Annotated in this window: 9 protein-coding genes; 6 read left to right on the top strand and 3 right to left on the bottom strand. The window is 71.1% G+C overall.

What is annotated here, in order from left to right; translation table 11 throughout:
- Nucleotides 1-351: 351 nt before the first annotated feature.
- Nucleotides 352-2,025: a right-handed parallel beta-helix repeat-containing protein gene (locus SM447_RS22820; protein ID WP_474574879.1), complete on the top strand. Its 1,674-nt coding sequence runs from the start codon at nucleotides 352-354 to the stop codon at nucleotides 2,023-2,025.
- An 8-nt stretch (nucleotides 2,026-2,033) separates the two neighbouring features.
- Here the strand turns inward: SM447_RS22820 and SM447_RS22815 are convergent, their stop codons facing one another.
- Nucleotides 2,034-2,234 carry a hypothetical protein gene (locus SM447_RS22815; protein WP_474574944.1) on the bottom strand — a complete coding sequence of 67 codons (201 nt, stop codon included), beginning with the start codon at nucleotides 2,232-2,234 and terminating at the stop codon, nucleotides 2,034-2,036.
- On the opposite strand from SM447_RS22815, the gene SM447_RS22810 reads away from it, so the two are divergent.
- The 5 genes from SM447_RS22810 (at nucleotide 2,233) to pulA (ending at nucleotide 10,679) form a co-directional block, all read left to right on the top strand.
- Nucleotides 2,233-2,889 (top strand): hypothetical protein, encoded by a 657-nt coding sequence (locus SM447_RS22810; protein ID WP_474574878.1) that lies wholly within the window; start codon nucleotides 2,233-2,235, stop codon nucleotides 2,887-2,889. The two genes, SM447_RS22815 and SM447_RS22810, sit on opposite strands and share 2 nt — an antisense overlap.
- 37 nt (nucleotides 2,890-2,926) lie before the next feature.
- Nucleotides 2,927-3,316 carry a hypothetical protein gene (locus tag SM447_RS22805; RefSeq protein WP_474574877.1) on the top strand — a complete coding sequence of 130 codons (390 nt, stop codon included), beginning with the start codon at nucleotides 2,927-2,929 and terminating at the stop codon, nucleotides 3,314-3,316.
- 143 nt (nucleotides 3,317-3,459) lie between these two features.
- Nucleotides 3,460-4,272 (top strand): hypothetical protein, encoded by an 813-nt coding sequence (locus SM447_RS22800; protein ID WP_474574876.1) that lies wholly within the window; start codon nucleotides 3,460-3,462, stop codon nucleotides 4,270-4,272.
- Nucleotides 4,273-4,352: 80 nt separating this feature from the next.
- Nucleotides 4,353-5,051 (top strand): cellulose binding domain-containing protein, encoded by a 699-nt coding sequence (locus SM447_RS22795; protein ID WP_474574875.1) that lies wholly within the window; start codon nucleotides 4,353-4,355, stop codon nucleotides 5,049-5,051.
- Between the two features lie 138 nt (nucleotides 5,052-5,189).
- Nucleotides 5,190-10,679 carry a pullulanase-type alpha-1,6-glucosidase gene (gene pulA / locus SM447_RS22790; RefSeq protein ID WP_474574874.1) on the top strand — a complete coding sequence of 1,830 codons (5,490 nt, stop codon included), beginning with the start codon at nucleotides 5,190-5,192 and terminating at the stop codon, nucleotides 10,677-10,679.
- Between the two features lie 86 nt (nucleotides 10,680-10,765).
- Here pulA and SM447_RS22785 read toward each other — a convergent pair whose 3' ends face one another.
- A complete protein-coding gene (locus SM447_RS22785) occupies nucleotides 10,766-12,436 on the bottom strand; it encodes a right-handed parallel beta-helix repeat-containing protein (RefSeq protein WP_474574873.1) in 1,671 nt (556 codons plus the stop codon).
- Nucleotides 12,437-12,783: 347 nt separating this feature from the next.
- Nucleotides 12,784-14,454 (bottom strand): right-handed parallel beta-helix repeat-containing protein, encoded by a 1,671-nt coding sequence (locus tag SM447_RS22780; RefSeq protein ID WP_474574872.1) that lies wholly within the window; start codon nucleotides 14,452-14,454, stop codon nucleotides 12,784-12,786.
- Nucleotides 14,455-14,661 lie beyond the last annotated feature (207 nt).

The following is a 14,661-nucleotide window of genomic DNA, read 5'->3' as shown; positions in this document are numbered from 1 at the left end:
GGGGATGTAACGCCGGGCGGCGGGGGGTCATTCCGGCCGGCCCGGGGGCCGCGCTCGGAGGCGCCGTGGTTACGCCATGTACAACGACGCGGGTGCGGGCCGGATTCCGTCGTGGCGGTGACCGGCCTCACCGCGAATCAACCCATAGCGGACATGTGGCACCACGGTGCCGGACACCCCGCGCTGGCACCGATCACCGGGCCCGGGGCGGGGTGCTACCGGAGCCGGGGCAACCGCCGGACGAGATGGCGGTGTGTCCGGCTTCGGGGTCGAGATACCGGGCGGGCGTTTTCGGGCGGGGCGAGGGGGAAAGCCGGCGGACGGAGCGGCCACGAACGAGGGAGGGGCCCAGTGCGGCAGCAGGACCGGTCCATCGCCATCGAGGAGCGCCGGTCGCCGGTCGCCGGGGCACCGTTGTGGTGCGACGCGCAGGATTTCGGACTTCGGGGCGACGGCGTGACGAACGACCAGCCTGCGCTCTCCGCTCTGGTCGACCGCCTCGGCGAGGGGTACGCGGCCGATGGCCGGGCCCGGGTCATCTACTGCCCGCCGGGGATCTACTCCATCCGGGACGCGGGGACGGTCTGGCGCAGCGGGGTGTCCCTGGTGGGCGCGGGGTCCGGAGCGACCCGGTTCATGCTGAGCAACGAGGGTAACCGTGCCGATCCGACGCCGCTGGCCTTCTGGACCACCGTGCAGCACGGCGCCGACCGGGACCGGCACATCGCCGACTGCACCTTCGCCGACTTCGAGATCGACGGCTCGGGCGTGGCCATGGCGGAGTACAACTATCTGGCCAAGGGACTCGGCCTGCAGTACGTCGTACGGGGTGTGTTCCGCAACCTCTACATACACCACACCGGCGCCACCGGACTCGGCTGCGACTTCCTGCAGGACAGCCTCATCGACGGCGTGGTGGTGGTCGGCTGCGGACGGCTGGACAACGGTGAGGAGATGGGTGGCGCGGGCATCGGGATCGGGATCGGGGGCTGGGGTGCGGTGGAGCGTTGCACCATCAGCAACTGCACCACTCTCGGTAACGGCACCAACGGCATCTTCCTGGAACTGCAGAAGTCGTACTGGACGCCGCCGCGCGGGTACCGCATCATCGGCTGCCACAGCCAGGCCAACCGGTTCGGCATCTCGGACTGGGGCGCTGACGGTCTGATCGTCTCGGCCTGCACGCTCACCGGCAACCTGGAGGCTGGGTTCGACGTCTCCGCGAACGGCACCGCGGGAGTCGCCGGCCGTGGCGGCATCCTCAGCGACTGCGTGATCGACCGGAACGTCCGCGACGGGATCAGCATGGGCAACACCCCCGGGCCGTACACGATCCGGGGCAATCGGATCAGCGGCAACGGGTGGTACGGGTACCACCAGCACGATCTCGGCAACGGCTATCAGGGCCCGTCGTCAGACGTGGTGATCGACAGCAACGAGTTCTGGGACAACGGGTTGGACGGTATCCGGGTGGACCGGCCGATGGTCGACGCGACGGTGGTGGACAACCGGATCCGGAACAACGGCCGGCAGTGTGCCCCGGCGGCCGGCGGCTCCGGTGAGTCGGTGCGGTACGCCCGGCGGGCCGTGTCGGACCGGTCGGCGGTGTGGCCGCCCGACGGGCACCGCGGCAAGCTGCTGCGGGTGGGGTCCCGGCTGGCCCTGGTGGTCGGTAACACCGACACCGAACTGGACCTGGCCGACCTGCGCCCGGATGCGGCAACCGCCTGGAACGAGGACGTGCCGCCGCCCGGGGCGTGCTACGAGTTGCCGGCGGCGGCACCGGTACGGGCCGGCATCGCGGTCAACGCCCACTTCGAGTCGGCGACGGTACGCGGCAACCGGATCTGGGACAACCGCGACGACCCGACGCAGAGCTACGGCATGTGGATCACCGAGCGGGGCAGTTGCGTCTCGTGCCGGATCGAGGACAATGACCTCGCCGGCAACGCCGAGGCGGCGCTGCGGCTGGACAGCCAGCCGGTGGGCGGCCGGTGGGACCGCAACCACGCCGAAGTGGACTGAGAGAAAGCTCAGTCGGCCGGGGAAATCGAGGTGGCCTCCGCGTGCCGGTCGCGCAGCCGGGCCCGGATCTCCTCCGGGGTGTACGCGCGCCGTCGCCGTTCGGCGCGGGCGATCACCACGCCGGAGGCCGCGACACCGGCCAGACCGGCCAACCCGAGAACCTTCCACCACCGCATCCCTCGCCGCATCCGCTTAGGGTAGTCCTTCATGAGCATCAGCCTGGACGAGGCGGTAGAGCTGACCCGTACCGGCGATCTGTGGGTCTTTCGTGGCCGCAGCGTGCCCGATCGGGCCATCCAGTTGACCACCAACAGCCCGGTCAACCATGTGGGTATGGCGGTGGTGCTGGACGACATGCCGCCGCTGATGTGGCATGCCGAACTGGGCCGGTCGTTGCCGGACATGTGGACCGGAGGCCACCAGCGTGGCGTGCAGCTGCACGATCTGCGGGACGCGGTCTGCGTCTGGGCCAACCGGTACGGCCAGCGAGGCTGGCTGCGTCAGCTCGAACCGCCGGCCGACGCGGAGATGGAGCGGTCGGTGCTGCGGACCATCGCCCGGTTGGACGGCACGCCGTTCCCGTCCACCGCCCAGTTGGCCTGGCGGTGGTTGCGGGGCCGGGTACCGTCGCCACGGTTGCCGCTGCCGGCGGTCCGGCGTGTTCCGGCGGCGCGGGACATGGCGCTGGAGACCGCGTACTGCGCGGAGGTCGTCGCGGTCACCTACGAGGCGATGGGCCTGCTGCCGGCGGGACGACGACCGAACTGGTACGACCCGGGCCGGTTCTGGAGCGGCGACGACCTCGGACTGCATGGCGGCGCGCGACTGGGCAGCGAGATCGAGGTGCGGATTCCGCCGCGTTGAGGTTTCGCCGAGGCGCGCCCCGGCAATTGCTTGCGGCGTGACTGCTTCCACCGATCTCGACACGCTCGCCGACTTCTTCGACCGGTACGGCGTGGCGCTGACCGCCGGGGACCTGCCCGCGATCACCGGCTGTTACGCCCTGCCCGGGCTGGTGGTGGCCGACACCTACAGCTTCTCCTTCAACTCCGCGGCGGCCGTCGCGCTGTCCTTCGTGGGTGCGGCACCTGACTACACCGAGCGTGAGCTGATCGCGGCGCATGCCGACATCGAGCAGGTGCAGCAGGTCTCCGCCCTGCTGGTGGAGGTGGCCGTGCGCTGGGAGTTCCTGGACAGCCAGGGCCGGCAGGTGCCCGGCGAGCGCTACCGTTACCTGCTGCGCAGCACCGAGGACGGGCCGGCCATCTGCACGGTCGTGCGGACGGGCTGAGCCGACCGGGTCGCCGCGGCCGTCAACCGGCCAGGCCCGCCACGTCGATGCGTCCGGGTCGGACGCCTTCCGCCCCCACCCGTTTCGCGTCCCGGGCGGACGTGACTAGGCTGGCGCGTGGGCGACGACGAGTGGGGACCTCAATGTCAGTGCGGCCGTCCGGTGATGCCACCGGTGACCGGGATGGTGACGCCATCGGTGACGAGAATCGGGACGTCACCGGTGACGAGAACGGTGACGCCCTCGACGGGGCGGCCCGTGGCAGCGCCGCGGCCCGGATGATCGCTTCCGCGCCCTGGGTGATGGTGCTGGTCGGTGTCGCGATGCTGGCGGTGCTGCTGGTGGTCGCACTGCTCGCGTTCCGTGCCCCCGAGCGGCCGGAGGCCCGGACGCCGGGCCCCCCGCTGGTGCTGCCGACAGCTGTCGGGGGCACCGAGGGGTCCGCGGCGGGCTCGACCACCCCGACCGGCTCCTCGCCCGCACCCACGGCCTCGGTCACCCCGACCGGCTCGCCCTCGCAGGTCGGGTCGCCGGCACAGCCGGTCGAGCCGTCGCGTACCGGTGCGCCCGCGCGGTCGGAGGCCACCCGGTCACCGAGCGCGTCCGCCCCCACGCCACCGGCCGGTCAGACCGGGGCGGTCACCGCCACCTACCGGGTGCAGAACAGCGGCGACGCGGACTACTTCGAGGCCCAGCTGGTGGTCCGCAACGGCACGGGACGGTCGAGCGACTGGCAGGTGGAGTTGCGCTTCAGCGGCGGCGTCACCGGCATCCGGGCCTCCAGCGGCCCGGGCGTCTCGGTGACCATCAAGGGCAGCGGCTGGTATCTGCTCAGCGGAACCGGCCAGCTCGCCGCCGGGGCTCAGCAGACGGTGCAACTGCGTTTCACGCGTACCGGCGGCGGGGAGTATCCGGCACAGTGCACGGTGAACGGGACCTCCTGCGGCGTCGGCTGACTCGACTGTCAGCTCCGTCGGGCACTTTCCGGCGCGGCTGAAGATCGTTACGCTTGCCGGGCTGCCCGCTGAGGAGAGACATGTCCGGTATGCGTCGAGCTCCGCGTCAGTTTCCGCCGCACGGTGCCGCCGTTGCCTCCTCGCCCTGGATCCTGGTGTCGGTCGGGGTCGTCATCATGGCGGTGCTGCTCGTCATCGCGGTCGGCGCGTACCGGGGCCCCGGACCGGACTTCCAGCCGGTGCCGCCGGGGCAGCCACCGGTTGCCGCCGCGCCTGTCCCGGAGCGGGCCTCGTCGACGGGGCGAGAGGCGGTGCCACCGTCCGTGGCGGTGCCGGGGCTCTCCCCACGCCGCACCGATCCACCGAGTCCGACGCCGACACCCTCGCCGGACGCGTCCCCGGCACCACCGCCACCCCCGTCCGCCGCACCGACCCGCACGGCGACTCCGCCCGCGCCCCCACCGGTTCCGCTGGAGGCCCACTACCGGGTGCTGAACACCTTTCAGGGCGGCTTCATCGCCGAGGTGCTGATCCGCAACGCGTCCCGGCGTGACCTGGCCTGGGTGGCGCGGGTGGACTATCCGGGCGGCCGGGTGGTCACGGCCTGGCTGGAAGGCGTTCCACAGGGGACGTTCAGCGGTGCCGGTGGGACCCTCGTCTACCGCAGCGGTCCGGACCTGGCCGCGGGCGCGTCGGTGTACCTGCGTTTCCACATCGAGTCCGCCCGTTCCCGCCCGGCGAGTTGCGCAGTTTCCGGACGCAGCTGCGGCGGTCTCTAGCGGACGGCACCGGGACGGCAAGCGGTTTCTCCTCTTGCGCAAGGAACTGCTGTGTTGCCGGCTTGTTTGCAAGGTATTGCAGAATGTTTCGGCAAGAGCTAGCGTGCGGGCCAATCAGCGACCAGAGGAAGGCCGTCGATGAAACCCCCGCCGACACCGCGCAAGGTCCTGCTCGCCCTCGTCTTCCTGCTCACCGTCACCCTGGTCGGCACGCCGGTCGCGGTGACCCCCGCCGCCGCCACCGCCCGGCCCGCCGCCGGAACACCGAGCGCCACCGGTGCCGTCACCTGGCGTACCGAACCCTCCGCCACGGCCCTGCTCGACGCGGGCCGCAACCGGGCGAAGGCCGAACAGTTCTACTTCGTGCTACCGGACCGGTTCGCCAACGGAGACCCGCGCAACGACCGGGGCGGCCTGACCGGGGACCGGCTGCGCACCGGGTACGACCCCACCGACAAGGGGTTCTACCAGGGCGGCGACCTCAAGGGACTGACCGAGCGGCTCGACTACATCGAAGGGCTGGGCACGACCGCCATCTGGCTCGCCCCGGTCTTCAAGAACCGGCCGGTGCAGGGCGAGGGCGACGACGTGTCGGCCGGCTACCACGGCTACTGGATCACCGACTTCACCCAGGTCGACCCGCACTTCGGCAGCCCCGCCGACCTGAAGAAGCTGGTGCAGCTCGCCCACCGGCGCGGCATCAAGGTCTACCTCGACGTCATCGTCAACCACACCGCCGACGTCATCACCTACGCCGAGGACCGGTTCAGCTACGTGGACAAGGCGACCACGCCCTACCGCGACGCGCAGGGCCGGCCCTTCGAGGACCGCAACTACGCCGACGGCAGCCGGAACTTCCCGACGGTCGACGGCGACTCCTTCCCGTACACCCCGGCCTTCGAGACCCCGGCCGACGCGAAGGTCAAGGTCCCGGCGTGGCTGAACGATCCCACCATGTACCACAACCGCGGTGACTCGACGTTCGTCGGCGAGAACAGCGAGTACGGCGACTTCTTCGGCCTCGACGACCTGTGGACCGAGCGGCCCGAGGTGGTCCGCGGCATGACGAAGATCTACGCGGACTGGGTGCGGGCCACCGGTGTCGACGGGTTCCGGCTGGACACCGTCAAACACGTCAACATGGACTTCTGGCCGCAGTTCAGCCAGGGCGTGCAGCAGGCGGCGGCCCGCGCCGGCAAGAAGGACTTCTTCATGTTCGGCGAGGTGTACAGCGCCGACCCGGAGATCGCCTCCAGCTACGTGCGACAGGGTGGACTGCCCGCCACGCTGGACTTCGGCTTCCAGGAGGCGGCGCGTGGCTACACCGCGAACGACGGATCGGCCAAGGCGTTGGCCGACGTCTACGCCCGCGACGACCTCTACGCCGCCCGGGACACTCACGCCGGCCGGCTGACCACCTTCCTCGGCAACCACGACATGGGCCGGATCGGCTCGTTCATCGCGAACGGGCCCACCGATGCGGGTACGCACCTGCGTCGCGACCAGCTCGCCCACGAGCTGATGTTCCTCACCCGCGGCCAGCCGGTGATCTACTCCGGTGACGAGCAGGGCTTCACCGGTGCCGGCGGCGACAAGGACGCCCGGCAGCCGATGTTCGCCTCGCGGACGCCGGACTACCTCGACGACGACCTGCTCGGCACCGACCGCACCCACGCGGTCGACCAGTTCGACCGGACCCACCCGCTCTACCGCACCATCGCCGAGCTCGGCCGGCTGCGCCAGGCCCACCCGGCGCTGCGCGACGGCGTGCAGGTCACCCGGTACGCTGCCGACGGGCCGGGCGTCTTCGCCGCCTCCCGGTTCGATCCGGACGACCGCACCGAGTACCTGGTGGCGGTCAACAATGCCACGAGCGCGCAGACTGTCACGGTGGACACCTGGTCGGCCGGCGCCACCTTCGCCGGCATCCACGGCACCAGCGCCCGGCCGGTGGCCGCGGGCGACGGCCGGCTGACCCTGACCGTGCCGCCACTGTCGGCGGTGGTGCACCGGGCCGGCACGCCGGTCGCGTCGCCCGACGCCAGGCCGGGCATCACCATCACCGCTCCGCAGGGGTCGGCGGCCACCCGGGCCGAGGTGACCGCCCAGGTCACCGGGGATCCGCTGGCCACCGTCACGGTCGCCAGCCGGGTGGCCGGCGGGGCGTGGACCCTGCTCGGCTCCGCCCACCGCGCGCCGTACACCGTGCACCACGACCTGACCGGCCTGGCCGCCGGAACGAAGATCGAGTACAAGGCGGTGGTCCGCGACGGACGGGGCCGGACCGCGACCGCCCGCTCCACCGCCAGCGTGGGCACCCCCGAGCTGTCCGGCTCGTCACGCGACTGGCTGGTGGTCCACCACCAACGCCCCGACGGCGACTACGACGACTGGGGGCTGTACGCCTGGGGCGACATCGACCCGGCGTACGTCACCGAGTGGCCGCAGGGGCAGCCGTTCGCCGGCACGGACGCGTATGGGCGGTTCGCCTGGGTGAAGCTCAAGCCCGGGGCGAAGACGGTCGGTTTCCTGGTGGTCGACGCCGACGGCAACAAGGACGTCGACAACGACCGGACCGTCGACGTGACACAGACCGGTGAGGTCTGGGTCAAGCAGGGCGACCCGGCGACGTACCAGACCCGGGAGGAGGCCGCGGGCGGACCCGCCCCGCCGGTCGAGGAGGGCGTGGCGGTCATCCACTACCACCGGCCCGACGGCGACTACGACGGCTGGGGCCTGCACCTGTGGGACGGCGCGGCCACCCCCACCGACTGGGCGAAGCCGATGCCGCCGACCCGGATCGACTCCTTCGGCGCCGAGTTCCGGGTGCCGCTGGCCGAGGGCGCGACGGGGCTGAGCTACATCGTCCACAAGGGGGACGAGAAGGACCTGCCGCAGGATCAGCGGCTCGACTTCGCCGACGCCGGCCGGGAGGTCTGGTTGCTCGCCGCCACACCGGGCCGGCTGCTGCCGGCGACGGCCGCCGGCACCGGTACGGACACCGACATCAGCCGGCAGAAGGCGCACTGGATCGACAGGTCCACCGTGGCCTGGCGCACCGGCCCCACCGACGGGAAGGCGTACGCCCTGGTCACCGCGCCCACGGGCGGGGTGCGCGTGGTCGACGGCGAACTGGTCGGGACGTACACCTCGCTGCCGTTGACCGCGCGGCGCAACGGGCTCACCGAGGCCCAGCGCGCCGCCTTCCCGCACCTGTGGGACCACCGCACCTTCACCCTGGACCGGCGTGACCTGGCCAAGGTGCCGGCGGCGCTGCGCGGGCAGGTGCTGGTGACCGAGCGGGCCGCCGACGGCACCCTGCTCGGTGCCACCGGCGTCCAGGTGCCCGGCGTGCTCGACGACGTGTACGCACCGGCCACCAAGGCCAATCTCGGTGCCACGTTCTCCGGCGGGGTGCCGACCCTGTCGGTCTGGGCGCCCACCGCCCGGACGGTGTCACTGGAGCTGTACGACTCGCCGACGGCCACCGCGCGCCCGGTGGCGATGCGCCGCGACGATCGCACCGGCGTGTGGTCGGTACGCGGTGCCCGTGACTGGAACGGCAAGTACTACCGCTACCGGGTGCAGGCCTGGCAGCCGGCGGCGCAGCAACTGGTCACCGCGTCGGTCACCGACCCGTACTCGGTGGCGTTGGCGGCGGACTCGACGCACAGCCAGATCGTCGACCTGGCCGACCCGGCGTTGGCTCCGGCGGGCTGGGCACGGCTGCGCAAGCCGGCCGCGGTGCCTGACGCCAAGGTGCAGATCTCGGAGCTGTCGGTGCGGGACTTCTCCATCGCCGACGACACCGTGCCGCAGCCGCGGCGGGGCACCTTCCTCGCCTTCACCGACCCGGCCACCGCCGGCATGCGGCACCTGAAGGCGATCAGCGATGCCGGGGTGACCCACCTGCACCTGCTGCCCGCCTTCGACTTCGCCACCATCCCCGAACGGCGGGCCGACCAGCGACAGCCCGACTGCGACCTGGCGGCCCTGCCGCCGGACTCGGAGCGGCAGCAGGAGTGCGTGGCCGCGGTGAGGGAGACCGACGGCTACAACTGGGGGTACGACCCGCTGCACTACACCGTTCCCGAGGGCGGGTACGCGGTCGACCCGCAGGGCGCGGCACGCACCACCGAGTTCCGGCAGATGGTGGCCGGGGTCAACGGCGCGGGCCTGCGGGTGGTCATGGACGTGGTCTACAACCACACCTCGGCCGCCGGCACCGACCCGAAGTCGGTGCTGGACCAGATCGTGCCCGGCTACTACCACCGGCTGCTCGACGACGGCACGGTGGCCACCTCCACCTGCTGCGCGAACACCGCACCCGAGCACGCCATGATGGGCAAGCTGGTGGTGGACTCGCTGGTCACCTGGGCGAAGGCCTACAAGGTCGACGGGTTCCGCTTCGACCTGATGGGCCACCACCCGAAGGCGAACATCCTGGCCGTACGCGCCGCGCTGGACCGACTGACGGTGGCCCGCGACGGCGTGGACGGGAAGAACATCCTGCTCTACGGCGAGGGGTGGAACTTCGGCGAGGTGGCCGACGACGCCCGCTTCGTGCAGGCCACGCAGGCCAACATGGCCGGCACCGGGATCGGCACGTTCAACGACCGGCTGCGCGACGCGGTACGCGGCGGCGGCCCGTTCGACGACAACCCCCGCCGGCAGGGCTTCGCCTCCGGGCTGTTCACCGACCCCAACGGCGATCCGGTCAACGGCTCGGCGGCCGAGCAACGGGCCCGGCTGCTGCACCAGCACGACCTGGTCAAGGTGGGGCTGGCCGGCAACCTGCGCGGCTACCGGTTCACCGACTCGGCGGGCCGGACGGTGACCGGCGCCCAGGTCGACTACAACGGCTCGCCGGCCGGCTACACCGACGCCCCGGGGGAATCGGTCACCTACGTCGACGCGCACGACAACGAGATCCTGTACGACGCGCTGGCGTACAAACTGCCGCAGGCCACCTCCGTCACCGACCGGGCCCGGATGCAGGTGCTCGCGTTGAGCACGGTGGTGATGAGCCAGGGGGCCGGGTTCGTCACCACCGGCACCGAGCGGCTGCGGTCGAAGTCGCTGGACCGCAACTCGTACAACTCGGGGGACTGGTTCAACCAGATCCGCTGGGACTGCGCCCAGGGCAACGGCTTCGGCATCGGATTGCCGGCGGCCGAGGACAACCGCGACAAGTGGCCGTACGCGAAGCCGTTGCTGGCCGACCCGACGCTGGTGCCGGACTGCGCGGCGGTCGAGTTGACCGACGCCCGGTACGCCGAGTTGCTGCGGATCCGGGCCTCGTCGCCGGTGTTCGGACTGTCGAACGCGAAGGAGGTGCAGCGACGGGTGGCCTTCCCGCTGTCCGGTGTGGACGAAACGCCGGGGGTGCTCACCATGACCCTGGACGCCCGTGGGCTCGACGGGGCGTGGCGGTCGGTGACGGTCGTCTTCAATGCCACCCCGAAGTCCGCCACGCAGCGGCTGGCTGGGCTGCGTGGGGCGGACGTGACGCTGCACCCGGTGCTGCGTACCTCGGCCGACCCGGTGCTGCGGACGGCGGCCTTCGACCGGTCCAGCGGCACGTTCACCGTACCGGCGCGCAGCGTGGCGGTCTTCGTCCAGCGGTAGGCCGATGCGAGCCGGCCCCCTCCCGCGGCTGCGGGAGGGGGCCGGTCTGCTTAACCCCGTGCGGTCGGTGACCGCCCGTGAGGTGGTCAGCCGAAGCAGTTCGGGACCGGTGTGACGGTGCCCTCGCAGTTGGTCGGCTTGTTGGCCGTGATGGCCGACTTGTTGTCCACCTCGATGTCGGTGCCGAGGCTGAACACGCCGCCCGGCGGGTTGGTCGCGAAGTTGTACGCCACCTTGGTCTTCTCGAGGTCGATCTCGCCACCGATGGTGAAGATGCCGCCGCCCACGCCCAGCGGACCGACGGCCCGGTTGCCGTTGATCGTGCTGTTGCGGAAGGTGGCCTGACCGAAGAGGTTGAACACTCCGGCGCCGAAGAATCCGGCCTTGTTGTCGTCGATCTTGCTGTCCTCGACGCTGGCGATCGCGCCGAAGGCCAGGGCGAGACCGCCGCCCACGCCGACGGTGGTGTTCTTGGTGACCTCGACGTGCTTCAGCTCCAGGCTGCTGTCACCCGCCGCGGCCACACCGCCACCGGCGATGACCGCCGTGTTGTTGGCGATCTTCGAGTACTTGACGGTGGTGTTGCCCTCGATGTCGAGCAGACCGCCACCGAAGCCGAGGACCTCGTTGCTGGTGATCTCGCTCTTCTCGATCCAGACGGTGCCACCGTCGATGTCGTCGCGGAAGATGAACGCCGCGCCGTTGGCGATGCCGCCACCGCCGATGATCGCGTCGTTGTTCTTCACCGTGGACGCCGCCACCCGCAGCACGCCGGCGTTGAAGATGCCGCCGCCGTAGAAGAAGGCCGTGTTGTCGGCGACCGTGGTGTGGTAGAGGCTGGCCTTGCCGAAGTTGGCCAGGCCGCCGCCGACACCACCGGCCTGGTTGGCCAGGATGTGCGTCTTCTCGAACTCGGCGGTGCCGCCCGGCTGCACGAGCACGCCCGCGCCGTCGCTCGGCTCCGGCTGGGCCAGCACCGACGCCTCACCCTTGGCCTGCGCGGCCTTGAGCGCGGCACCCTTCGGCTTGGCCTGCAACAGCGGCAGGTACGGCTTGCCGGCCTGCGCCGCCTTCGTCGCCTCCACCGAGTTGGAGAAGCGTGACCACACCGCTTCCGGCGTGTCGCCGTTGACCGGCACCTCGACGGTCTGCCCGCCCTTGATGGTCAGACCCTTGACGGTCAGGTGCCCGCCTCGGCCCACGTTGAGGATCCGGAAGTGGTCGGCGGTGGCATCCCGGACGATTTTGGTGTCGTCGCCCTTGAGCACCACGTGCTCCTCGATCACGGGCAAGCCGTTGCCGTAGCTGTCGGAGCGGGTCAGCTTGTAGGTGCAGCCCTTCGCCAGCTCCAGCACGCCGCCGTGATTCTCGTTGGCGAAGATGATCGACTGGATCAGCTTGTCGGTGTCGCAGGGCACCTCCTTCCCGCGGTCCTTGTGGTCGTACCGGCCACGGTCGTCCCGGCCACGGTCGTCACCACGGTCGTCCCGGCCGCGGTCGTCGCCGCGGTCGCCCTTCTTGCCCTTGTGTCCCTCGGGTGCCTCCGCGCCCTGGTCGCCGTCCCTGCTGACCTGCTGGGCGGTGGACCAGCGGAGACCGTCGGTGCCGACCGCGCCGGCGCCGGTGGCGACTCCGACGGCGGCGATGCTGACCACGCCGGTGAGCCCGGCGACGCCACTGGCGAGCCAGAGCTTGCGACGCCGCTTGGGCGTCGCCTCCGGCTCGCTGGCGTTGTTCTTAGCTGGGTAGTTGGACATCGGAGCTCTCTGCCCTCTCGTCGTACCAGACAGGGTCGTCACGCACAGGCGAGCGTCCCCTGCTACAAATCGGTTGTAGCTCCCAGAACCACCGTATGAGAATGTTCCTCGCCTCAGGGTCTTATCCGAAATAACCCCACATTAGGTGTGGGATGCGGCCAGCGGCCCCAGGGCCGCGCTGACCGACACACGGCGGCTGCTTCCGCCCGGACCCGCTCTGACCTGCCTGGATGCCCCGGACCGGGGGGAACTGGGCACAGAGGCCGGGGCTCCTCCGCACGGCTGAGCGGCGCGGAGGAGCCCCCTCTATGTGGTGGTGCTGTCCTGTTGCTCGCCCTGGCGGGTGATCAGCCGAAGCAGCGGTCCGGAATCACCGGGCTGCCCACGCAGTTGGTCGGGCGGTTGCCGGTCACGGCCGACTTCCGGTCGATCTCCACCTGCTCGTTGTCGGTCCAGATGCCGCCAGGTTGGTTGGTGGCGACGTTGTCGGCCACCTTGGTCCGGATCAGCGTGGTCACGCCGTCCTGGTTGACGATGCCGCCCGCCAGGCCGGCGGTACCCAGCGCCTGGTTGGCCGAGATCTCGGAGTCCCGCAGGGTCACCGACGCCTCGTCGTTGAACAGGCCACCGGCGACCCCTTCGGCGGCCACGTTCTCCTTGAGAACGCTGTTGGCGATGACGGCCACGGAGTCGTCGCCGATTCCCACGCCGCCGGCGTCGTCGCCCGCGAAGTTCCTCGCGACCAGTACGTGTTCCAGGCTCACCCGGCTGTCGCCGAGGGCGACCAGACCGCCGACGTCGAGGCGGCTGATGTTGTCGGTGAGTTCGCTCTGGACGGCGGTGGTGTCGCCGCCGCTGAGGAAGACGCCACCACCGAGAACTCCGGTCCGGTTGTGGCTGATCGTGCTCTTCCAGATCCAGACCGTGCCGCCCGTGCCGGCGAAGCCGTTGGGCGTCGAGCCGTTGGCGATGCCGCCGCCTCCGGTGCTGGAGTTGTTGTAAAGGATCTTGGACTCCTCGACCCGCAGGACCCCCACGCTGAACACGCCGCCGCCGAAACTGCCGGCGTTGTTCTGCTCCACGATGCTGCTACGGATCGTGGTGGTGCCGTAGTTGGCGATGCCGCCGCCGTTACGGGTCGCCTGGTTCTGCACGATCCGGCTGTGCTCCAGGTCCGCGGTGCCACCTCGCTGCACCAGGATCCCGCCCCCGTCGATGCCGTCGGCGGCGATGCCCGGCGGAGCGACCTCCGCGCCGGCGATGCCGGCCGGCGTGGCCTTTGCCCCCGGTGTCGGCTTCACCTCGACGGCCTTGGCCCCGTCGGCCGTCGGCTTCGCCCCGGCGCCGGCGGCCTTGGTCTTCGCGGCCTTGGTCTTCGTGGCCTTGGTTGCCGCCCTGCTCTCCGCGGCCTTGGCAGTCTTGGCTGCCCCGGTAGCGGCCGGCGCCTTGGCGGCCCCGGCTCCGGTCGGCTTCGCGGTGAGATCCAGGCCCGCGATCGACGGAGCAACCGAGATGCCGGGCGCGGTCTGCCCGCCCTTGACCGTCACACCCTTCAGCGTCAGGTGACCGCCTCGACCGACGTTGAGGATGCGGAACCGCTCCACGTTGGCGGCCCGCACGATCCTGCTGTCCTCCCCCTTCAGCGTGATCGGTTTGGTGATCACGGGAAGGCCGTTGCCGTCCTCGCTGCGGGTCAACTCGTACGTGCAGTACCGGGCCAGGGCGAGTACGCCGCCGTGGTTCTGGTTGGCGTGCACGATCGCCTGGATCAACTTGTCGGTGTCACAGGGCACCTCCTGCGCCCTGTCCCGATCGCTGCCGCCCTTGCGGCCATCGCGCTCGCCGGCCCGCTCGGCCTTCGGCCCGCCGCTGCCGGCCGCGTCCGGCTTCCCGGCGTCGCTGACGGTCTGCCGGGCGTTGGACTGCGCGTCCGGCCGGTCGGCGTTCCCGGACCGGTCGTCGCGGGCGCCCACCCCGCCCAGGGCGGCCAGGCCGACCACGCCGGTGAGGCCGGCCACGCCCGCGGTCAGCCACAGTTTTCGTCGTCGAAGTCCCGGTGTTCCCGGGGGCGGTGGAGCCGGGGGCGGCCCACCGTAGGAAGTGGTCACGTCATCAGACATCAGAGCCTTCCGCCCTTTCCTGCTACCAGACTGGTCCGCACCGAGCGAACGGGTGCGAGCAGCTACAAATGGGTTGCAGCCTCTGATGACCACCGTATGAGAAGG

The sequence above is a fragment of the Micromonospora aridisoli genome (genome assembly GCF_056150025.1).
Note: the sequence above shows the minus strand (reverse complement) of the source record. Positions and strands in the feature narration are given on the sequence as shown.

Excerpts from the sequence above, each read along its gene's own strand:
- SM447_RS22810 (WP_474574878.1), top strand. The coding sequence starts at position 2,233 with ATGAGCATCAGCCTGGACGAGGCGGTAGAGCTGACCCGTACCGGCGAT.
- SM447_RS22815 (WP_474574944.1), bottom strand. The coding sequence starts at position 2,234 with ATGAAGGACTACCCTAAGCGGATGCGGCGAGGGATGCGGTGGTGGAAG.
- SM447_RS22800 (WP_474574876.1), top strand. The coding sequence starts at position 3,460 with ATGTCAGTGCGGCCGTCCGGTGATGCCACCGGTGACCGGGATGGTGAC.
- SM447_RS22795 (WP_474574875.1), top strand. The coding sequence starts at position 4,353 with ATGTCCGGTATGCGTCGAGCTCCGCGTCAGTTTCCGCCGCACGGTGCC.
- pulA (WP_474574874.1), top strand. The coding sequence starts at position 5,190 with ATGAAACCCCCGCCGACACCGCGCAAGGTCCTGCTCGCCCTCGTCTTC.
- SM447_RS22785 (WP_474574873.1), bottom strand. The coding sequence starts at position 12,436 with ATGTCCAACTACCCAGCTAAGAACAACGCCAGCGAGCCGGAGGCGACG.